Raw genomic sequence first — 21,172 nt, 5'->3', positions numbered from 1 at the left:
TAAATTTTCTTATTTGATATAGTTCGAAAAATCTTTGTGTTCTTCCTTTGAAAGCTCTTCTTTTGAAAGTGATCTGAAATAGTCATACGTAATTTTCATTCCTTCAGAACGGCTTACTTTTGCTTCCCAACCCAATAACTCTTTCGCTTTTGTGGTGTCTGGCTGGCGTTGTAACGGATCATTTATAGGTAATGGATGGTAGACTACCTTTTGATTCGTTCCTGTTAATTTAATGATCTCTTCTGCAAAATCCTTAATTGTAATTTCATCCGGATTTCCAATATTTACGGGATATACATAATCTGAATGCAAAAGTCTGAAAATACCTTCGACCTGATCGTCTACATAGCAGAAAGAACGCGTTTGCATTCCGTCTCCAAAAATGGTTAAATCTTCCCCGCGCAATGCCTGTCCGATAAAGGCCGGAATTACACGCCCGTCGTTCAGACGCATTCTTGGACCATAGGTGTTAAAAATACGCACGATTCTGGTTTCTACCCCATGAAAAGTATGGTAGGCCATAGTAATCGATTCCTGAAAGCGTTTGGCTTCATCATAAACTCCACGCGGTCCAATGGTGTTTACGTTTCCATAGTACTCTTCGGTTTGTGGGTGAACCAGAGGATCTCCGTAAACTTCGGATGTTGATGCAATTAAAATTCTTGCTTTTTTCACACGAGCTAATCCCAATAAATTATGTGTCCCAAGAGATCCAACTTTTAAGGTCTGAATCGGAATTTTTAAATAATCAATCGGACTTGCCGGCGAGGCAAAATGTAGTATATAATCTAAATCACCTGGAATGTGCACAAACTTGGTGATATCGTGGTGGTAAAATTCGAAATGTTCTAACTTGAATAAATGCTCTATGTTTTTAAGATCTCCGGTAATCAAATTATCCATTCCGATAACATAATATCCTTCTTTGATAAAACGATCACATAAATGCGATCCCAGAAATCCCGCCGCTCCTGTAATAAGTATTCTTTTCATAGTAATTATTTATACCTCGCAAATGTAACTGATTTAGCATTCTTAAAAAAAGTACCTAAGATTAATCTGCTATGTTTTATAAAAATAGGAAGTAAAATTTCTTTTCAAACCATTAAAATTTTTCTGCTAGCTTCTCCTTACCAAAAGCTCTCATTTCACTTTCAAAACGTTGCTTCGAGAACTTCATCGCATGTTCACGGATTACTTTCGGGTTAAATTCTATCTTTTCAAAGTCAATCACAGCTTCTTTTATACTTTGTGATGATTGTTCCTGAAAAAAAACTCCTGTCCTATTTTCAACAACTGTTTCTAAAGTGCCGCCTTTTGCTAAAGCGATAACCGGAGTACCACAGGCCTGTGCTTCAACCGGAATAATTCCAAAATCTTCTTCGGCGGCAAAAACAAACGCTTTTGCCTTTTGCATGTAGTTTTTTAAACTATTGGCTTCTACAAATCCAACAAACTCAATATTACTTTTAGCAATTGTCTGAAGTTTTTGAAATTCCGGTCCGTCCCCGGCAACAATTAATTTTAGATGTGGTAATTCATTAAAAGCTTCTACTATTAATTGTGTTTTTTTATAAGAAACTAAACGCGAAGCTGTAAAATAATAATTATCCTTCTGTTCTTCTAAACTAAAAAATTCAACATCGACGGGAGGATAAATGACTGTTGATTCACGGTTGTAAATTTTCTTTATTCTTTCTGCTATATAGTTAGAATTGGCAATAAAATAATCGACATTTTCAGAGTTTGAGACATCCCATTTTCTTATTTTCTGCAAAACATATTTTGCGTAAAATCCCTTTAAACCTTTATCTAAGCCTGAATCTTTTAAGTACTGATCCTGCAAATCCCATGCATATCGCATAGGCGAATGACAATAACAAATATGAAGCTGATCTTTTCGGGTCCGAACTCCTTTCGCTACAGCTGATGAAGAACTAATTATTAAGTCGTAATCACTCAAATCAAACCGCTCTATGGCTATTGGAAATAACTGTAAAAATTTACGATGGTTTTTCTTTACCGTTGGTAATTTTTGAATAAAACTGGTTTTCACTTTTTTTCCATTCAAAATAAACTTTCGGTCTTCATCCTTTAAAAAATCAATCAGTGCGAAGTGATCAAAATCATCCCAAATTGAATTTATGGAATGTATTACTTTTTCAGCACCTCCATTTACATAATACCAATCGCTAATTAATGCTTTTTTCATTTAAATTGTTCTTTTGAAAAAATAATAAAGAATTAAAAAATCCAAAAAAGATAACTCCATCGTGTCTGCTTAAAATATTCTCAAAAGAAAAATTAAGGAAAATAAAAAATACAAATGAAATATAAATCCCTAATTTATGATGAAATGCTCGTTTTAAAAGAAGATACTGTGAAAATAAAAATAAAACAAGCCCTAAAATTCCCGAAGACAAAATTATGTTTAAATATTCATTGTGCGAATTATAGCTGGTAACTTTATAAGTATCTGTATTTCTATATTTTTCATCATAACAAGATTGCAATTTGGCATCAACATCTCCTACTCCATAACCTACAATTGGTTCTGCTTTTGAGATTTCATAACCACAAAAATAAATTCCGTTTCTAATCTGTTCATTACTAATATTAGGATAATTGTCTTCATATTTCCCTTCTGGAAAAGAGAGTTTGTAATTTTTTAGTTTTTCAAATCTTTCTCCTATTCGATCTACTTTAAAGACTAAAATAAACGTCAAACTAATTAACAAGACACTGGCAATTGTAACTTGTATTACGTTCTTAAACAAACAAAAAAAGCAAACTATAATGGTTGCCACAAAAGGCATTCTGGATCCGATGATGTATTGCCAATAGAAAAAATATCCTACCATAAATAAAAATATGAAAATGATAAAATACTTTTTTGATTCAATTCTAATTTTATACACTAAAATAATTATCGCAAAACCAATCCACATTGCCAAATAAGTTCCATGTACTTCTATTTTGCTTTCGATAAGTTGTCTAAAATCCCAAAACTTTAAACTTGAATTGTATAATTCATGAAACAACGTTATATGCAAGAAAAACAAAATTAAGCCCACAGCCAAGCAATAAACATTTGTAATTACTTGAAATTTCTTAGCATTCAAAAGATCTGTATTATTAAACAGGAAAATTGCAGGAAATAAAACAGAAGGTAAAAGTCGTATTATAAATTTAGTCCCTGTCTTAATATCAATGGTATAAAACAATGAAAAAACAAAAATTAGAAATAGAGAGGAGAATAATAAAAGCTCTATTGTTTTTTCTTTGCTCCAGAATTTTTTTCCTTCGAAAATAAAATAAGACAATGAAAATAAAAATCCACCAAACATTAAAATGCTTTCCACTCCTTTTGGTAAAATAGGAAAGAGTGCTACTGCTATTAAAAAAAAATAGACGACCGATTTGTTATATTGTAAAATTAACTGCTTCATTCTAACTTTTTGAAAGCATTTAGATGCTTTTTAATCGATTTTTCCCACGTAAATTTCTCTAACTGTTTATGTGCCTCAGCGGACAAAAATTTACCTTTTGATGAGTCTACAATAGTATCCTGTATCAATTTTCCCAATCCAACATCGTCCTTTGGATCAAAATAAACGACCGCTTCTCCACCTATTTCCGGTAAACTTGCTGCATTTGAACTTAACACTTTTGTTCCAGTTGCAAGTGCCTCAAGAATGGGTAACCCAAAACCTTCATAGAGTGAAGGAAATACAAATAGATTTGCATTATGATAGATATGCGGAATCTCAGAATCATTTACATAACCCGTAAATGTAATATCTTTTTGTAGATTATTATTCTTTATAAAACTATGAATATCATTATCTTGAGTCAAAAATCCATCTTTCTTACCTATAAAAACCAATTTATACTTTAATCTAAACTCTTCTGATAAAGCGTTATAAGCTTTTAATAAAACAATTAAATTTTTATGTGGTTTTATATTTCCAACATATAGAATATAATTGTCTGGAAGTTTAAAATCATGCTTTGCTTCTGAATTTTCGAATAATAGTTTATTTACACCACAATATACCACATCTATTTTTTGAGAATCAGCTTTGGTATATTTCAAAATTTCGGTTTTTGAAAACTCTGAAACTGTAAAAATTAAACTTGCTTTTTTAACTGCATTTTGAAATAAAATCCTCGCATATTTTCTCTTCAACTGTGAAATTGAAGCTTCACTTGTTAAATGATATACATCATGAATTGTTGTTACTGTTTTTTGAGCTTTTACTGGTAAAAGCGGCGTATTAAAATGTGGACACCATAAAACATCGCAACTCGGAATTATTTTTGGGTATTGAAACTGTTCTTTAAGAGAATAAACTTTAGCATTAAATTCGATTATTTTTATCTTTTTACTCCACTCAAAATATTCAATTTCTTTGGTATTACCCAAAACTAAAACCTCATCAAAGTTCTGTAAAATTCCAGGGATTACGTTCTTTAAATACGTTCCAATGCCAGAAGCATTTATTAAACGAATATCAATTACTAATTTCATCTATATAATTATTTTGATAGGCTAAAATAATAGCCAACAGTACCCATGGATATAAAAAATAAATCTGTACTCCAAAACAATAAATAAGAAGAAACCCTATTACAAGAACTATTCCCTTATTCATCCTTTTTATTTCGTAATAAATACCATAAACAATAAATATAAAAATGAAAAAACCCAAAATTCCCATCTCTACAATAATATCAACAATTCCTCCAAATCCATGCGCATCAATATCTATAGATTTCTTAGGAGGTTTCGGAAAAAAAGTTCGGTACTCTGCATTATTTCTTAATAATGGATAATTTCCAAGTCCTATTCCAAAAACTGCATTTTGTTCTACCATATTTGGAACAATATAAACACCTGAAATCCTTCCTAAAATTAAATTAATATCTTTCGGCCGTTCTTTAATCGATTGCTTTACCCTGTTTAATTCTGTAACATACATAGAGCTTACATTCATAAACAAAAAATAGAATCCTGCTAAAAAAACAAATATTAATGGAAAAATAACCAATCTTAATTTGTTTTTTAAAATCTCAAAATTAAATAAGGCAATCCAAATAACAGAAAATAAAATTCCCGCCTTAGATCTGGCAAAAAAGGCAATAATTATAAATAAAAAAAACTGCTTAAAAAACCGATACCTGGACTTTTTCTGAAAAAAAGAAAGTATAAAAATAAAAGAAAGCATTAATCCAAAAGGCCCTCCTTCGTTGTAAAGACCTCTCAACCTATCATTATCATAAATGACAATACTACTATATATGGGTAGTACCCCTATTTTGACTAATATATAAAGAAAAAAAAAGAAAGCAGTAATTAGAATATTCCAATTCACTAAATAATCAATTATTTTTTTAGATTGATCTTCATTATTTTTAAACAATCGAAATGTAATAATGGACAAACTAATACATGATACTAATTCAAGATATCGTGCAATCGTAATAACATAAGGTGCTTTAAATTTCGATGGTCCAAGGACATCAAAATGATGTGTTGAAGTAATTATAAGCCCTAATATCGCCTCAATAGTAAAAAAAACAAAAAAGTAAAATATAAACTTATTAATAGGTTTTTTTAAAAGAAATGGAGCTACTAATAACAATAAAAGTTCAGAAAATTTTACAAATCCTAATTTAACATCTGGTGTCTGAATACAAAACGTAATCAAACAAACTGTTAAAATCAGTCTAAGATTGTTTTTGTTTATTTTCACTTTCTACTAAAATCGATTTATAAATTGAATATCTATTTTTTTACTTTTTAAGTTTAACCTCAACATTATAAGCTGGCGCTAAATTACGAAAGAATGTTTCTTCATATATTTTTCTAGTTGTATCGTTGATATTCACCCAAATAAAAAAAGGCCAATTTAAAGGGTTTTTGCGCATAAACGTTATTTTTGAATACAACATTTCGCTAAACTTAAAATCAAAATAATAATTACGTTCATATCGAATGTTATCAATAAAAAAACTAAAGGTTCTAAATGAAAACATTTTTTTATGCGTAGGATCTATAAAATTGTTACTGGATGTAAAATGGGGAACTCTAATTTCTACAATTCCTCCTGGCTTTAAAATTCGATGAATTTCTTTTAAAACCTTTATATACTCTACATGTTCTAAAACATCATTACATAAAATATATTCAAAAAAATTATCTTCAAACGGAAGTTTATTATTTTCGATATCACAAACTACATCAACACCGGGTAATTGCGAAATATCTAAATTAACGAATCCTTTTTTAATATCATTTCCACAACCAATATTGAGCTTATTTATCATTTTTAAAAAAATTAAGTTTTGGGAATTGAAATACTAAAATTATCCATAAAGATATTGAAATAAACATCTCCGTAATGTAAATTCCAGTAGCCATACCATAGATTCCGAACTTTTTTGATAATATTCCATTGACTACAACATTCAATAATACAGAAAATATCATAATAAATGTTACTTTTTTTTGTTTATTAAAAACCATAAATGTCATATACGGAACCATATTTATAGCCACTACAAAAGGAATCCAGGCACTGTAAATTAAAAATTTACTACACGGCAATCTGTTGGTTTTTAAAAAATAGGAAACAATCAGATCTGAAAAACCAGTTAAAAATACCCCAGCAATAATCATTGAAATTAGTAAGAATAAAAATAACTTCTGAGCTAATAATTTATAATCTAAGAGACTTTTGGCTGCTAATTCACAAGCTTTTGGAAAAATACTTTGAATTACAAAAGAACCACAAAATTTAACCAATAATATAATTTTTTCAACTACACAGTAAATTCCTAATGCATATTCATTTACAAATAGCCCCAAAATCATAGGGTTCAAATAAGCATTTGCATTTATAGAAATTACTTGAATAAAAATTGCAAAACCTGCTGTGATTTCATTTTTAACGACCAAAACATTTGGTTTATAAAAATGCCATTTCATTTTAGAAAACAGAACAATAACTGAAAAAAAACAAGTTAAAAAATCAGATAGTCCAATAGTTAAATTTATTAAAAACAAATTGTTTATATCATTGAGAAAAAAGTAAATGATTAAAAAACTTATTAGTTTGAAGAGTATAAAAAAATAGAAAAAATATTTCATTTTATGCAACGCCCTGAGAATCCACAATGGATTAAAAGCCCTACCGATCAATATTAAAAATGAAGAAAAATATAAAAATGAATACTCATTTGCCTTCGGTAAAAAGGTGTATATAACGAGTGAAAATAAGACAGCTACTATAAATAGAATTACTTTGGTATAACCTATGGTAAAAAAATGTCTGTTTACAAATTCTTTATTTCTCTCATTTAATGTAATTTCCCTTGTCGCATTAATGTTAAAACCGTAATCTGTAATTGAAGCAATAAAAATAAAAATAGACTGAAATAAAATGACTAATCCAAAACCTTCGAGCCCACATTTTTTAATAATTATGGGAGAAATCAACAATGGATAAATAAAATTGACGAAATTAATCGAAAACAAAAAAAAGGAAGAATTGATATGCCTTTTATTTGCAACAATAGTTTCCGAAAATTTACTTTTAACCATTTTTTTAGTGTTGATTCTAAAGGCTTTTTTGAAACTGTTTTTTATAAAATGCCTTAAAAAGATAAATAAAAACGAAGATTAAAATAAATAAAACGGGAAGTATAAATTTTAACTTTCCGAAGACAGATTTTGTATTTTTTATATTTAGAGTAGCGTTAATGTCTTTAATCGTTTTATCAGAACTTACTAATTTTAGCCTATTTTTTCCCTGTTCAATAACCAAATACTGTTTTGTTTTAATAATATCATTTAATTGTGTATTCTCATTATAATATACCAATTTATCATTTCTGCCAGTATTTTTTACTGTGCTGGAGAACCCTTTCAAAACATGGTCTATCTGAGCAATAATGGTATCATTTTGAGCAATTTGCTGTTCTAAATTCTTGAATCCTATTTTTTGAATCGAACTAAAATATTCCGAATTATTTAAGTATTTTAATAACGGCTCTATAACTTCTTTATCATCTACTAATTCTTTAGAAATAAATGAAATCGTATGAAAAGTATAGTTTTTACTTGTAACGTTGTCTACTAATACTTTATTGATATCACCATCTTCGGCCATTAATTTTATAAGATCAAAATTTTGTTCTTTATCTTCTACAAATTTAAAAGCATCCGAGATTGGTTTAATTTCAATTTTTGAAATTATTTTTGGCTTTGAGATTCCAACAATATTTTTTAAGAAAACAGTATCTCCGGAAGCAATCTTTGCATCAATTAAGTCAATTTTTGCATATAAATAATCTACACTTCCAAAATTTGGTGCAACTATAATTTTATTATCATACGATTCTCGATTGGCATCAAAATACCATCCCGCCAAAAAACCTAACAAAATGAGTACTGCTGCCAAAATCCAGTTTCGAATAAAAAACTGAATAGCCCTAAAAATAGAGGTATCAATTCTCTGAAAAAAATGGTTTACTTTTTTTGAAATTAAGGCTAAGTCAATCTCCTGATCCTCTTGATTTTGGGATACTTTTGTACTCATTTATAAGTTTTATTTTACGTTGAAAATCTGCTCTAAAATTTTAATGGTAATCAAATACGTTGGTTTTACACCGGTTGTACCTAATCCACCTGAAGCTAATGTGCTACCTGTTTCCAATGGGTTATCTGATGCATAATAAGCATAGCGAACTTTAATATCATGTGGCACACTTTTTCTGATTTTTGAAGCAGACTGAATCGCTTTCTGATAATAAGAACCTTCCATTTCAAGACCAATTACACCCCAGGTAGATTCGTGGAAAAATTTCAACAAATCTCTGTTCTGCAATGATGTTCCTAAAACAGTAACCATAGCTCCTTCAAAAACAGCAATATCATTTCCTTCAAACATGGCTCCTGTTAATTCATTTTCAAAGAAATAATTATCCGCAGTTCCTTCATTTATGTGTGCAGTAGGAATCATAATATCTCCTTTTCCACCTTCCAGAATTCCGGCTTTACCCATTATCGAAACCGATTTTACGTTCAATAAGGTATCTTTTTTATACGGTTTCAAAAGTTCATCAATCGTTTCATACGCCTGTTCTCCAAATGCATAATCCATTACAATAATAACCGGTTTTTCTTCTTCTAATTTTGCTTTTGGGAAGGCTGTTTTTCCCCAGTCAATTTTAGCCGTATCAAAAATCTGAACATCGATATTCGTTCCAGAGCTATCCGGCAGCGAAATCATTCCGTTTTTTAACGCCAGCTCTTCTACAACTCCTCTAATTTCTTTGGCACCTGATTTACTTAACTCTTCATAAATATAAAAATCAGACTTCTCCTTGAATTTTGTTTTCAACAACGGTGTTGCAAAAATTGAATTCATCACACTGTGCATATTTGCACTAATCACATGAATTGGACGTTTTAACAGATTGTTTGCCTTAAGAACTTCCTTGATGTTCGTTGCCCAGATTTCACCGTGAATATGGTGCCCTAAACGTTCTCTTAAAACTGGACTAAAAGTAATAGTACGTTTATTATTGTCAATCACTTCTTCAATCGCCAGTTTTCCTAACCAGTAAATAACGTGAAGGAAACGATCTGGAGCATTCTCTGATCCAAAAGCGTCATAAATGTCTAAAACTTCTTCAAAAGTTCTTGCCAGAATATTAGCAACATGCGAAATTGCTTTTTCTTTCTCTATTTGAGAAAGCTTCTTGGTTTGCAATACGGCTTGTTCTAATTTCATCCAATCGCGGGAAACCTCTCCTCCATCATCTAATAAAACTCTGTTTTTAATTTTATGTGATTCGATGAAAATAAAAGTCAAATGCGTCAGAATATCATAAATGTCTGATCGCCCGCGAGTGATTTCAACATTCATTTGCTCCTCATCAATACGATAACAGTTTCTTCTTCTTTTTGGAGGAACAATAGGTTGAAAATGTGATTTAGAATATCCTTCGTCTGAAGTTAAATTAATGAAACGACATTGCTCGATTCCTATCGGAAGACGTTCTATTACGTATAAAAGACCATTAAGTTCTACTTTTTCTTCCCCTATATTTCCGTATATCTCCGGACGTAATGCCAGTAATGATTCACGTAAGCTATCTCCTGAAACTCCCATTGGTTTATAAAAACCACGGTTGAATAAGTGACGCATCGTAATATACATTTTTTCTATAGCGGCAGACGATTCCTGTGCTCTTGATCTTGATATATGTTTGGTTTCTTTCATGCTTATTTTATTTTAAAATCTTCTTAGGAAGAAGATTTAATTTGTATTCTTCAATCAACGAAAGTAGTAATTAAAACCTATACTTTCATAAAACATCAGTGTTACTAAACTGTTGTTTCATTATATTTTTACTTTTAAATTATCAGCAATATCTCTATTATTTGATAATCTTGGGATTTTATTCTGTCCTCCTAATTTTCCTTGTGACTTCATATAGTCCTGAAATCCGTTTTTGGAAACTTTACTTACCACAACTTTACGCAAAACATTTCCTGTAATCAAATCATCGTAATAAATATTTTGTTTTCGCATCGAACTGTCAATTGCTTCTGCAAAAGCGTCCATATTTTCGGGTTCTGTTTCAAATTCAATCAGCCATTCATGGTACGGTAATCCATTTGAAGGGTTTATTTGAGGGGCAACTGTAAACTCATTAATTACAACTTTGGTTCCTTGCGTGGCTTCTTTCATCGCATTTTCGACCTCGTTTGCAATCACATGTTCTCCAAAAGCTGAAATAAAGTGTTTGATTCGACCCGAAACAATAACTTTGTGTGGAAATAAGGAAGTAAACTGTACTGTATCTCCAATATTATAACGCCAGAGCCCCGCATTTGTCGAAATAATCAAAGCATAGTTAACACCTGTCTCTACTTCTCCAATGGTCAGACTTTTTGGATTTGGTTCAAAAAATTCATCTGCTTTGATAAATTCGTAAAAAATTCCCGAGTTCAGCAACAGCAGCATCCCTTTTTCTTTTTGAGAATCCTGATACGCGAAAAAGCCTTCTGAAGCGGGAAACAGTTCAATACTATCTACCTTTCTTCCCATCAGATTTTCAAACTTGGCACGATACGGCTCGTAATTTACACCTCCATAAATAAACAATTGAAAGTTTTTAAACAAATCCGTGATTTTCTTACCGCCACTTTTTTCCTGTAAACGCTCAAAATACATCTGGACCCATGACGGAATTCCCGAAATAATAGTCATATCCTGTTCAATCGTTTCCTCAACAATGGCGTCAATCTTAGTTTCCCAGTCTTCAATACAATTGGTTTCCCAGGATGGCATTCGGTTTTTTTGAAGATATTTTGGTACAAAATGTGCCCCTATGCCTGACAATCTTCCAAATTTGATTCCGTATTTTTCAATTAAAATAGGACTTCCCTGAAGGAAAATCATTTTACCATCAACAAAATCAGCATTTCCAGTTTCATAAATGTAATGCAGAATCGCATTTCTGGATGCTTCAATATGAAAAGGCATTGACTCTTTGGTAAGCGGAATGTATTTGGCTCCGGAAGTTGTCCCGGAAGTTTTAGCAAAATAAAGCGGTTTTCCTTTCCAAAGAATGTTTTTTTCCCCCATTCTCACCTTATCGATGTAGGGCTTTAAATCTTCATAATCCCGAACAGGCACGCGTTTTCTAAAATCATGAACTGTTTTTATCTTATCAAAATGATGATCTTTTCCAAACTGAGTTTCTTTGGCACTGTGTATTAAACTCTTAAATACAACTTGTTGGGTTTCGACCGGTTTATTGGCCCAAGCCTTAGTTTGATAATATATGGTGCTGGCAAATAATTTTGCTGCTACTGACTTAATAGACATTGTTTGAGGTATTAATTCTTGTCACTTTTCTTTTTATTTCGGGATTTTTCACCCGACTCCTTCTCCATTTTGGCTACTTCTTCTCTTAATTTAATTTCTTCTTCCGAAGCTTTCATATCCACCTCCGAAGGCTCAGCTGTTTCTGCTAAAATAGAATCTTTATTGAATTTTGCATATTCCAGTTCTCCTCTTAAAACTTTCTGAATCCCTTTTATATAGGCCTCATTTTTCTTTAAAGCAGTTTCAAGTGAATCTGATTTTATGGCTAATTCTGTCGCATTCTTTTTTAATTCAGAGGAAGAATACCCCGGGATAAACTCGCGCAAAGGTGTAAAAGCAATGATGAAAGTAGTAATTAAAATCAAAAAAATTCCACCCAAAGTAAACGTCACAAAAACGTTCATTAAATTAAGTTTGAACGAAAAAATTTCTTCAAAAGTATCCTCATTCAAAATTACCAATCGGTTCTTAATGAATAAACTTTTCCTGAAATTGAACTTTTTCCTGGTCATTTATGGTTATTTATTACGAGCAAATATAACAATTAATCGTCTAGTTGCTGCGGGACAAAAATGAACGAATACACTTATTTTACTATTTTATAAAATATTTAACGCTGCCTGAAACAAATATTTTAATCTAAAAAGACTTCTTGTTCGTATATTTCTATATACCTTTGCTTAAAATTTAGAAAACAATTTGCTTCGGCATTAAATATAACAATCATGGGAAGATTAGGTCTTACAGAAATCCTTGTAATAGTAGGTATCGTGATATTACTTTTTGGAGGTAAAAAAATTCCGGAATTAATGAAAGGTTTAGGAAGCGGAATTAAAGAATTCAAAAATGCTGCTAAGGACGATCAATCTGCTCCTGCTGCTAAAAAAGAAGAGGAAGAAGTAAAATAATTTACTGCTTTATAAAATTTTAAAATCCCAAGTTACAGTGTAGCTTGGGATTTTTTTGTGATAGACTTTTCTATATAAGAAAAGTTGTATGTAAATATCTTTATATTTGGAAAAACTATTTTATATGAAAAAACCTTTACTCTTATTACTTTTCTTTTTACAATTCTTAACAATTGATGCCCAAAATTCAATTGATGTTGAACATGAATATGGATCATATCAGGGATTCTCAAATGGCAGTGTTTTATGTACAGCTACACAACCAGACGGAAAAATATTAATAGGGGGTGCCTTTAGCTCCTATAGAGGAGACAATTCTTCTAATAATATAATTCGTTTGAATCCAGACGGTACAAAAGATACAAGTTTTAATATTGGTGCTGGTTTTAGTAACTCGATGTATTCTAATTATATATCTTCAATTATTCTGCAAGATGATGGAAAAATGATTCTGGGAGGTGTTTTTACAAAATTTCAAGGATTCCCTCAAAATTATATAATTCGTTTAAATTCAGACGGAAGCAAAGATGCTACATTTAATTGCGGAACTGGTTTTATGGATAATCCAAATGGCATTTCTACCGTACTTGCCATGGTAAAACAAAAAGATGGTAAAATATTAGTTGGAGGAGGATTTTTAGGTTATCAGGGAATCGCTACTAAATATTTGATACGTCTTAATGCTGATGGAACTAAAGATACTTCATTTGATATTGGAACTGGTTTTAATTCTACTGTAAAAACTATAGTTTTACAAAATGATGGAAAAATAATTGTCGGTGGAGAATTTACTCAATTTCAGGGAGTATCTCAAAACCATCTAATTCGTTTGAATACAGATGGAAGTAAAGATGCTTCCTTTAACGTATCTTCAGGATTTGATGATACAGTAAATAGTATTGTATTACAACCTGATGGAAAAATTGTAGCAGGTGGTTATTTTATGAGATATGTTAATGATACTCAAAATGGGATAGTGCGATTAAATCCTGATGGTTCAAGAGACAAAACTTTTGATATATTGACAGGGTTTGGATTTGCTCCGTCTGTAACGGCTTTAGGTTTACAACCTGATGGTAAAATAATAGTTGGGGGTGCATTTCTTTACTATAAAGGAATTTCTCAAAATCATTTGATTCGTCTAAATTCTAACGGAACCAAAGATACTTCTTTTGATATAGGAACTGGTTATGGAATCGGACAAACAGATCGTATTAATTTTATTGTTGTGCAGCAAAATGGAAAAATATTTACAGGAGGATATTTTGATGATTACCAAGGTATTACTGTAAATAATATTTTATCTATAAATAGTGATGGAAGCAGAGATACTACTTTTGAAACAGGAGATGGATTTAACAGTACTGTTTATGCAATTGCGCAACAAACCGACGGAAAAACAATAGTTGGTGGTAAATTTACTAATTATCAACAAACTCTTCAAAGTAATCTTATACGTTTTAATACGGACAACTCCATTGATACATCTTTCAACATTGGCTCCGGTTTTTTTTATTCTTATAATGGTACTCAAGGTATCATTAAATCTATAGCTATTCAAACAGATGGAAAAATAATGGTGGGTGGTTACTTTAATGCTTATCAAGGTATTCCTCAAAAAAACTTGATTCGTTTAAATGCTGATGGAAGCAAAGACAACTCTTTTAGCACAGGAAGTGGTTTCATCCGTGCTTATGATGACTCAGACAGTGTTAATTCAATTGTAGTTCAACCTGATGGAAAAATAATTATAGGAAGTGATATAACTGAATATCAAAAGGTTGTTTCTAGATATCTAATTCGTTTAAATACTAATGGAACTGTAGATACCTCCTTCAATATTGGAACTGGATTTGATGCTCCTGTTTTATCTGTAGCTCTGCAAAGTGATGGTAAACTGATTGTTGGTGGTAAATTTAAAAACTACCAAGGGGTTAGCCAAAACTATTTGGTTCGTTTAAATGCTGATGGGAGTAAGGACAGTTCTTTTAATATTGGAACTGGGTTTGGTAGCCTTTATACAATAGGCGATGTTCATTCTATCGTTGTACAAACTGATGGTAAAATAATTGTGGGTGGTAAATTTAGTTACTTTCAAGGGGCGAATCAAAATTATATAATTCGTTTAAATGCTGATGGGAGCAAAGACAACTCCTTTAAAATTGGATCTGGATTTGGCAATTCTGTTTTATCTATAGCCTTGCCAAAAGACGGAAAAATAATAGTTGGCGGTAGTTTTTATAGCTACCAAGGATACCAATCTGTACACTTAATTCGTTTAAATGCTGATGGAAGCATAGACACTAGAGCATCAGAATTTAATAGTTCTTCTTCTACTTCTGTTAATTCTATAAATCTGCAATCCGATGGTAAAATAACAATAGGCGGAGATTTTACTGCTTACAGAGGAAATACTAATTCTGCTTCTTTAATTCGACTAAAAGGAACTTACACTCCTACACCACTAACCTCGGAGATTACGCCAACTCACATCACTTGTGCAGGTTCTACAGGTTCTGCAACAATAGCGGTTTATGGAGGAAGAAGCCCATACACCTATCTTTGGTCTAACGGAGAAAAAACATCCAAAATTACTGAGTTGACTGCTGGAGATTATTCATGCACCGTTACAGATGCCGATTTAACAACGGTAACAAAAACCTTCAAAATAAATTTAATCCCAGATTTGGAAAGTCCAACAATTGTAGCTCCTGTAAATATCTCTGTAAATCTAAGTTCCGGATGCACTGCAACTGGAGTTCTTTTAGGAAATCCAATAACTTCCGATAATTGTGCTGTTGATTCGGTTACTAATAATGCGCCAACCGCTTTTTCAATTGGCAATACTACTGTAATATGGACAGTAAAAGACTCCAATAATAATACTGCAACTGCTACACAAATTGTAACGATAAAAGATGTCACTTTGCCAACAATAAAAGCTCCAGCATCAATAACAGTCAATACTAATACAAATTGTACTGCAACAAATGTTTTACTGGGAACACCTGTAACCTCTGATAATTGCACGGTCGCTTCAGTAACTAATAATGCGCCAACTGTTTTTCCGGTTGGGAATACTACCGTAACCTGGACAGTAAAAGATGCAAGCAACAATATCGCAACGGCAACGCAAATTGTAACGGTAAAAGATGTAACGCTTCCAATCATTACTGCACCTTCAAATGTAATCGTAAATACAACTTCAAATTGTACTGCAACAAATGTTTTACTGGGAACACCTGTAACCTCTGATAATTGCACTGTTGCATTGGTAACGAATAATGCGCCCACAGCTTTTCCTATTGGGAATACAATTGTAACATGGACAGTAACAGACGCCAATAACAATACCGCAACAGCAACGCAAATTGTAACAGTAAAAAGTCTTAATTTGACCGTTACAAATAATAACGGAATCCTATCAGTTGCTGAAACTGGCGCTATTTACAAATGGTTAATTTGTGATAATGGTAATTATACCGTTATTTCAAATGAAACAAATTCTACATTTAAGCCAATAAAAAATGGCAGTTATGCTGTCGAAATAACCAAAAATGGCTGTACCTCAACAAGTACTTGTACTGAAGTTAGAACACTTGGAACAGAAGATTTTGAAACTCAGACATCTTTGAAATTATACCCAAATCCAACCAAAGATTTTGTTACAATTGAAATGAATTCATCAAATAACAATTATTTAAAAATTTTCACTCTTAATGGTCAATTCATTCTTTCTAAAGAATTGAAAACGTTATCTACCACTGTAAATATTTCGCATTTAGCAGCTGGAGTTTATATGTTTGAAATTTCAAATGAAATTGGAAAATCAGTCAAAAAAGTAATCAAAAGATAATTGTTAAAATGCATAAAAAAGTCCCGAAATTTCGGGACTTTTTTAATTTTTATGATACCTCCTTAATTTGAATACCATCTTGAAATTTGGAATTTCTTTATTGGATTTTTTACAAAACCATCGTCAGCTGAATTCTCTTCCTGTCTTCATCAACTTCGGTAACCTTAACCTCAACATGCTGATGTAGTTTTACCACTTCGTTTACATCACTCACAAAACCGGCTTTTAGCTGAGAAATGTGAACCAAGCCACTTTCTTTAATTCCAATATCAACAAAACAGCCAAAGTTGGTTATGTTATTCACAATTCCAGGTAAAATCATTCCGGTTTTCAAATCTTTGATCGATTTTACATTGGCATCAAACTCAAAAACCTTAGCCGACTTTCTCGGGTCTAATCCAGGCTTTTCAAGTTCTTTTATGATATCTTTTAAAGTTAATAACCCAATTTGAGGAGTAATATAATTTTCGGCCTTAATAAGGGCTGTTTTCTCTTTATTAGCAATTAATTCATTTACCGAAAGTTTTAGATCTTTTGCCATCTTTTCAACAACTGGATATGCTTCCGGGTGTACAGCCGAATTATCCAGCGGATTTTTGGCATTTGTAATTCTAATAAAAGCAGCTCCCTGCTGATAAGCCTTATCTCCTAAACGAGGCACTTTTTTCAGTTGTTTTCTGTCCTCAAAAGGACCATTTTCGGAACGATACTGAACGATATTTTCAGCCAGCTTCTCTCCTATTCCACTCACATAACTCAATAAATGTTTACTCGCCGTGTTGATATTGATTCCAACCGAGTTTACGCAACGAATTACCGTATTGTCTAGTTCTTCTTTTAATTTCGTCTGATCCACATCGTGTTGATATTGTCCAACTCCAATTGCTTTTGGATCAATCTTTACCAATTCGGCCAGCGGATCTGAAAGTCGTCTTCCAATAGAAACCGATCCACGAACCGTAACGTCATAATTTGGAAATTCTTCCCTCGCAATTTTTGATGCCGAATATACCGACGCTCCTGCTTCAGAAACAATAAAAACCTGTAACGGTTTGTCGAACGCTATTTTTTTAATGAAAAACTCTGTTTCACGCGATGCAGTTCCATTTCCAATAGAAATAGCATCAATCTGATACGCATTTACCATAGAACGTATCTTCTTGATTGCCATGGTTTCCTCATTTTGAGGCGCATGAGGATAAATCGTTTCATTATACAACAGATCTCCTTTTTCGTCCAAACAAGCCACTTTACAGCCGCTTCTAAATCCGGGATCTATAGCCAAAATACGTTTTTCACCCAAAGGCGGCGCTAATAATAACTGTCCTAAATTGTTTGCAAAAACCTGGATTGAATTAGCATCTGCTTTTGCTTTTGCCTCCTGTAGAGTCTCATTTCCAATAGCAGGATTTAGCAGTCGTTTGTAACTGTCTTCAATCGCTAACTGTAAATGTGCGGTGGTACTGTTTTGTTTTTTAATGATGATTTCATCAATAATATCATAAGCTTCATCTAAATCGACATCCACTTTCATTTTTACAAAACCTTCATTTTCAGCACGAAGCATTGCTAATAAACGATGTGAAGGCGCTTTTGTCAATGGCTCTTCCCACTCAAAATACTGACTGAACTTTTGAGCCCCTTCTTCTTCACTCTTCTTTTTTACAACTTTAGTTGCTATCACTGCTTTGCGTTGATACAATCTTCGCAATTGTTTACGAACATAAATATTTTCGTTTATCCATTCTGCAATAATATCTCGTGCACCCTGCATGGCAGCTTCTTCATTAATCACATTTTCGTTCAGGTATTGTGTTGAAATAAAATCAACATCAACATCATTCTCTGACATAATGATTTTTGCCAATGGCTCTAAACCAAATTCACGGGCAACATCTGCTTTTGTTTTTTTCTTCTTTTTAAAAGGCAAATAAAAATCTTCTATCTCCTGTAAATCAAAACTTTGTTCAATTTTCTGTTTCAATTCCGGCGTAAGCGATTTTTGTTCTTCAATAGATTTCAAAACCGCTTCTTTGCGTTTTACAATCGTTTCATATTCCTTTTGAAGTTTCGCAATTTGCTCAATTTGAACTTCGTCCAGATTTCCGGTTGTATCTTTTCGGTAACGGGAAATAAACGGAACTGTACAATCTTCCTCTAGTAATTTTACCGTGTTTTGAATGTTAATTGCTGCTGTTGGAACAGACTTGGCAATAAATTGAATATTAGTCATACTTTATAATGAAATAATTTCTGGATTAGAAAATGAGATAATCTGTCTTTCAAAATCGACATTAGATTAATCAATCACTCCGCTAAAATAATATCTTTGTTTTTAATTTTTAGCCAATGGAAGTTTTATTAACGTATTTTTTAGTTGTAAATATCACCGTTTTTATTCTCGCGGGATATGATAAATATCAAGCCCGGAAAAACAAACGAAGAATCCCGGAAAACACCTTGTTTTTTCTGGAAGCCATTGGCGGCACAGTTGGATTGTTCTTAGCCATGTTATTCTTTAGACATAAAACGAGTAAATCTTCTTTTATTATAAAATTCTCGTTTATTTTTTTCATTCAGATTGTATTGGTTTATCTAAAATTAACTAATAAAATCTAAATAATTACTCTTGTTAATCACTTCAAAAGCAGCATCAGGATACGCTTTTGCAAAAGCTGTTGGAATTTTTACTTTTTTACTTTCACTCCATTTAAATTCAAATCCCTCCAGCTTTTCTCCTTTTTCTTCTAACCAATCTAATTCTTGCTGGTCATAAGTTCTCCAGAAATAATTTTTGGTTTTAATTTTAAGATATTGCTGTTTTTTAATTCGTTCATAAGCTAAATAGTTCTCCCATAAACCACCAACATCATTTCTTAGAGCTAGAGTATTAAAATTGTTAATAACAGCATTTCGAATACCATTATCATAAAAATACCAACGACTTGACTTTACAATTTCTTTGCGTAAATTTCTGCTAAATCCTTCTACTTTAAAAAGAACAAACACTTTAGAAAGTAAATCTAAATAATTCGCAACCGTATTTTTTGACAACTGTAACTGATTAGCCAATTCTTGTATAGAAACTTCTTTACCAACCTGATAAGCAACCAAACGAAGTAAATCATAAATTTTATCAGCATGTTTAATCCCTTCAAAAACTAAAATATCTTTCAATAAATATGAGTTGATAATTTCAAAAAGATAGTCCTTTTTATCCTCCCAGTTATCATATTGAATCAATTCTGGATAACCACCAAAAAGTAATCTTTCTTCTAAATTTTCACGAATTTGTTTATAGTTTTCCCTTTCAGAGAATTCTATTTGCGCTAATGGAAATAAGTAAATTGTATTTTTTCTTCCTACCAGAGGTTCGCCTAACTTATTACTTAAATCAAACATTGAAGATCCTGTAGTTATAATTTTAATTCCTTCAATTGTATCCACAATCAATTTAAGAATCATTCCAATTTCCGGAACATTTTGTGCTTCATCAATAACCAGTAAATCAATACCCGACAATAATCTTTTATAATTATTAACAGAACGTTCTTTTAATAAAGCTACATCATTAATATCTTCTCCATTAAGCTGCAAATAAGTATCAGATGAAATTTCTTCCAAATAACTTTTGATCAACTCTGTCTTGCCAACACGACGGGCTCCAAGCAAAATTAAAACCTTATTAGGTAGTACCTTTTTCTTAAACTCGTTCACAAGCGCTCTTTTTAAATACGTTTTCATTCTAATTGACTTATAATTAGGATACAAATATAAAAAAAACATTAATTCAGTCAGTTAATTGACTAAATTAATGTAAATTCAGTTAGTAAGTTTACCTAATTAACGTAAATTCAGTCAGTAAATTAAATATATAACTATGTAATCAACAAAAAGCCGGATGGATTTTAAAAATCCACCCGGCTTATATATTTAGTATTGGTGCGAAGCACCGAATTTTTTTGGCTTTTTACTGACAAGCAATTTTATTCACTCTGTTTTGATGTCTTCCGCCTTCAAATTCAGTTGTTAAAAAGGTTTCAACAATCTCAACTGCCTGAGGAATAGAGGTAAAACGAGCCGGAATACTTACAATATTAGCATCGTTGTGTAAACGTGTTAAATAAGCAATTTCTTTAGTCCAGCATAAACCAGCTCTCACTTTTGGATGTTTGTTAGCCGTCATTGCAATTCCGTTTCCGCTGCCGCAGATTACAATTCCAAAATCAGCTTTACCTTCAGATACATCACTTGCAACCGGGTGGCCAAAATCAGGATAATCTACAGAAGCCTCTGTATCAGTCCCATAATTGGTTACTTCATATCCTTTTGACTGCAGCATTGCAACAATTGCTTTTTTGTAATCCGGTCCTGCGTGGTCATTTCCTATCGAAATTTTCATTTTTTCTATACTATTAAGTTGTGTGGTACAAATTTACTCAATTAATAAATGTTTGCCACGAATTACATGAATTTTCACGAATTTCTTTTTTCTGCTCACT

Annotated in this window: 17 protein-coding genes; 3 read left to right on the top strand and 14 right to left on the bottom strand. The window is 31.8% G+C overall.

What is annotated here, in order from left to right; translation table 11 throughout:
- Positions 1 to 9: 9 nt before the first annotated feature.
- The 11 genes from LNQ34_RS08420 to LNQ34_RS08370 all read right to left on the bottom strand — a co-directional run bounded on the left by LNQ34_RS08420 (position 10) and on the right by LNQ34_RS08370 (position 12,418).
- Positions 10 to 993, bottom strand: a complete 984-nt coding sequence (locus LNQ34_RS08420) for a UDP-glucuronic acid decarboxylase family protein (protein ID WP_042564890.1) — start codon at positions 991 to 993, stop codon at positions 10 to 12.
- 112 nt (positions 994 to 1,105) lie between these two features.
- Entirely contained in the window at positions 1,106 to 2,212 is a 1,107-nt protein-coding gene (locus tag LNQ34_RS08415; protein ID WP_202700889.1) for a glycosyltransferase, read from the bottom strand.
- Positions 2,193 to 3,449: an O-antigen ligase family protein gene (locus tag LNQ34_RS08410; RefSeq protein WP_229999238.1), complete on the bottom strand. Its 1,257-nt coding sequence runs from the start codon at positions 3,447 to 3,449 to the stop codon at positions 2,193 to 2,195. Before LNQ34_RS08410 ends, LNQ34_RS08415 begins: the two co-directional genes overlap by 20 nt.
- Complete coding sequence (locus LNQ34_RS08405) at positions 3,446 to 4,531, bottom strand: glycosyltransferase family 4 protein (RefSeq protein ID WP_229999236.1); 1,086 nt, start codon at positions 4,529 to 4,531, stop codon at positions 3,446 to 3,448. The genes LNQ34_RS08410 and LNQ34_RS08405 overlap by 4 nt, the downstream gene beginning before the upstream one ends.
- Complete coding sequence (locus tag LNQ34_RS08400) at positions 4,515 to 5,756, bottom strand: O-antigen ligase family protein (protein ID WP_229999234.1); 1,242 nt, start codon at positions 5,754 to 5,756, stop codon at positions 4,515 to 4,517. Before LNQ34_RS08400 ends, LNQ34_RS08405 begins: the two co-directional genes overlap by 17 nt.
- Positions 5,757 to 5,796: 40 nt before the next feature.
- The gene (locus tag LNQ34_RS08395; protein ID WP_229999232.1) at positions 5,797 to 6,330 is read right to left on the bottom strand and encodes a class I SAM-dependent methyltransferase; all 534 of its coding nucleotides are present in this window, start codon (positions 6,328 to 6,330) and stop codon (positions 5,797 to 5,799) included.
- Complete coding sequence (locus LNQ34_RS08390) at positions 6,320 to 7,606, bottom strand: oligosaccharide flippase family protein (RefSeq protein ID WP_229999229.1); 1,287 nt, start codon at positions 7,604 to 7,606, stop codon at positions 6,320 to 6,322. The genes LNQ34_RS08395 and LNQ34_RS08390 overlap by 11 nt, the downstream gene beginning before the upstream one ends.
- A gap of 16 nt (positions 7,607 to 7,622) precedes the next feature.
- Complete coding sequence (locus LNQ34_RS08385; RefSeq protein WP_229999227.1) at positions 7,623 to 8,603, bottom strand: hypothetical protein; 981 nt, start codon at positions 8,601 to 8,603, stop codon at positions 7,623 to 7,625.
- A 9-nt stretch (positions 8,604 to 8,612) separates the two neighbouring features.
- A complete protein-coding gene (locus LNQ34_RS08380; protein ID WP_202703978.1) occupies positions 8,613 to 10,292 on the bottom strand; it encodes a DUF6909 family protein in 1,680 nt (559 codons plus the stop codon).
- A gap of 120 nt (positions 10,293 to 10,412) precedes the next feature.
- Positions 10,413 to 11,906 carry a GH3 auxin-responsive promoter family protein gene (locus tag LNQ34_RS08375; RefSeq protein WP_202703977.1) on the bottom strand — a complete coding sequence of 498 codons (1,494 nt, stop codon included), beginning with the start codon at positions 11,904 to 11,906 and terminating at the stop codon, positions 10,413 to 10,415.
- Positions 11,907 to 11,917: 11 nt separating this feature from the next.
- Entirely contained in the window at positions 11,918 to 12,418 is a 501-nt protein-coding gene (locus LNQ34_RS08370; RefSeq protein ID WP_202703976.1) for a peptidase, read from the bottom strand.
- Positions 12,419 to 12,631: 213 nt separating this feature from the next.
- Here LNQ34_RS08370 and LNQ34_RS08365 point away from each other — a divergent pair, with 213 nt between their 5' ends.
- Together LNQ34_RS08365 and LNQ34_RS08360 are read left to right on the top strand one after the other, a co-directional pair.
- Positions 12,632 to 12,814 (top strand): Sec-independent protein translocase subunit TatA/TatB, encoded by a 183-nt coding sequence (locus tag LNQ34_RS08365; RefSeq protein ID WP_202703975.1) that lies wholly within the window; start codon positions 12,632 to 12,634, stop codon positions 12,812 to 12,814.
- A gap of 124 nt (positions 12,815 to 12,938) precedes the next feature.
- A complete protein-coding gene (locus LNQ34_RS08360; RefSeq protein ID WP_229999225.1) occupies positions 12,939 to 16,670 on the top strand; it encodes an HYR domain-containing protein in 3,732 nt (1,243 codons plus the stop codon).
- Positions 16,671 to 16,779: 109 nt separating this feature from the next.
- Here LNQ34_RS08360 and LNQ34_RS08355 read toward each other — a convergent pair whose 3' ends face one another.
- A complete protein-coding gene (locus LNQ34_RS08355) occupies positions 16,780 to 18,903 on the bottom strand; it encodes a Tex family protein (RefSeq protein ID WP_229999223.1) in 2,124 nt (707 codons plus the stop codon).
- 116 nt (positions 18,904 to 19,019) lie between these two features.
- On the opposite strand from LNQ34_RS08355, the gene LNQ34_RS08350 reads away from it, so the two are divergent.
- Positions 19,020 to 19,289: a DUF1294 domain-containing protein gene (locus tag LNQ34_RS08350; RefSeq protein ID WP_202703972.1), complete on the top strand. Its 270-nt coding sequence runs from the start codon at positions 19,020 to 19,022 to the stop codon at positions 19,287 to 19,289.
- Here the strand turns inward: LNQ34_RS08350 and LNQ34_RS08345 are convergent.
- Positions 19,272 to 20,414: an ATP-binding protein gene (locus LNQ34_RS08345; protein ID WP_202703971.1), complete on the bottom strand. Its 1,143-nt coding sequence runs from the start codon at positions 20,412 to 20,414 to the stop codon at positions 19,272 to 19,274. The genes LNQ34_RS08350 and LNQ34_RS08345 overlap by 18 nt on opposite strands.
- Positions 20,415 to 20,640: 226 nt before the next feature.
- Positions 20,641 to 21,072 (bottom strand): ribose 5-phosphate isomerase B, encoded by a 432-nt coding sequence (rpiB, locus tag LNQ34_RS08340; RefSeq protein WP_202703970.1) that lies wholly within the window; start codon positions 21,070 to 21,072, stop codon positions 20,641 to 20,643.
- Between the last annotated feature and the right edge of the window lie 100 nt (positions 21,073 to 21,172).

Origin of the sequence: Flavobacterium lipolyticum, assembly GCF_020905335.1 — a bacterium.
GTDB classification, from domain to species: Bacteria; Bacteroidota; Bacteroidia; order Flavobacteriales; family Flavobacteriaceae; genus Flavobacterium; species Flavobacterium lipolyticum.
The sequence above is the reverse complement of the archived record's forward strand: the minus strand, read 5'-3'. Positions and strand labels throughout refer to the sequence as shown.

Coding starts and splice junctions, on each gene's coding strand:
- LNQ34_RS08380 (WP_202703978.1), bottom strand. CDS start 10,292: ATGAAAGAAACCAAACATATATCAAGATCAAGAGCACAGGAATCGTCT.
- LNQ34_RS08385 (WP_229999227.1), bottom strand. CDS start 8,603: ATGAGTACAAAAGTATCCCAAAATCAAGAGGATCAGGAGATTGACTTA.
- LNQ34_RS08370 (WP_202703976.1), bottom strand. CDS start 12,418: ATGACCAGGAAAAAGTTCAATTTCAGGAAAAGTTTATTCATTAAGAAC.
- LNQ34_RS08355 (WP_229999223.1), bottom strand. CDS start 18,903: ATGACTAATATTCAATTTATTGCCAAGTCTGTTCCAACAGCAGCAATT.
- LNQ34_RS08410 (WP_229999238.1), bottom strand. CDS start 3,449: ATGAAGCAGTTAATTTTACAATATAACAAATCGGTCGTCTATTTTTTT.
- LNQ34_RS08420 (WP_042564890.1), bottom strand. CDS start 993: ATGAAAAGAATACTTATTACAGGAGCGGCGGGATTTCTGGGATCGCAT.
- LNQ34_RS08375 (WP_202703977.1), bottom strand. CDS start 11,906: ATGTCTATTAAGTCAGTAGCAGCAAAATTATTTGCCAGCACCATATAT.
- LNQ34_RS08415 (WP_202700889.1), bottom strand. CDS start 2,212: ATGAAAAAAGCATTAATTAGCGATTGGTATTATGTAAATGGAGGTGCT.
- LNQ34_RS08365 (WP_202703975.1), top strand. CDS start 12,632: ATGGGAAGATTAGGTCTTACAGAAATCCTTGTAATAGTAGGTATCGTG.
- LNQ34_RS08405 (WP_229999236.1), bottom strand. CDS start 4,531: ATGAAATTAGTAATTGATATTCGTTTAATAAATGCTTCTGGCATTGGA.
- LNQ34_RS08360 (WP_229999225.1), top strand. CDS start 12,939: ATGAAAAAACCTTTACTCTTATTACTTTTCTTTTTACAATTCTTAACA.
- LNQ34_RS08395 (WP_229999232.1), bottom strand. CDS start 6,330: ATGATAAATAAGCTCAATATTGGTTGTGGAAATGATATTAAAAAAGGA.
- LNQ34_RS08390 (WP_229999229.1), bottom strand. CDS start 7,606: ATGGTTAAAAGTAAATTTTCGGAAACTATTGTTGCAAATAAAAGGCAT.
- LNQ34_RS08350 (WP_202703972.1), top strand. CDS start 19,020: ATGGAAGTTTTATTAACGTATTTTTTAGTTGTAAATATCACCGTTTTT.
- rpiB (WP_202703970.1), bottom strand. CDS start 21,072: ATGAAAATTTCGATAGGAAATGACCACGCAGGACCGGATTACAAAAAA.
- LNQ34_RS08345 (WP_202703971.1), bottom strand. CDS start 20,414: ATGAAAACGTATTTAAAAAGAGCGCTTGTGAACGAGTTTAAGAAAAAG.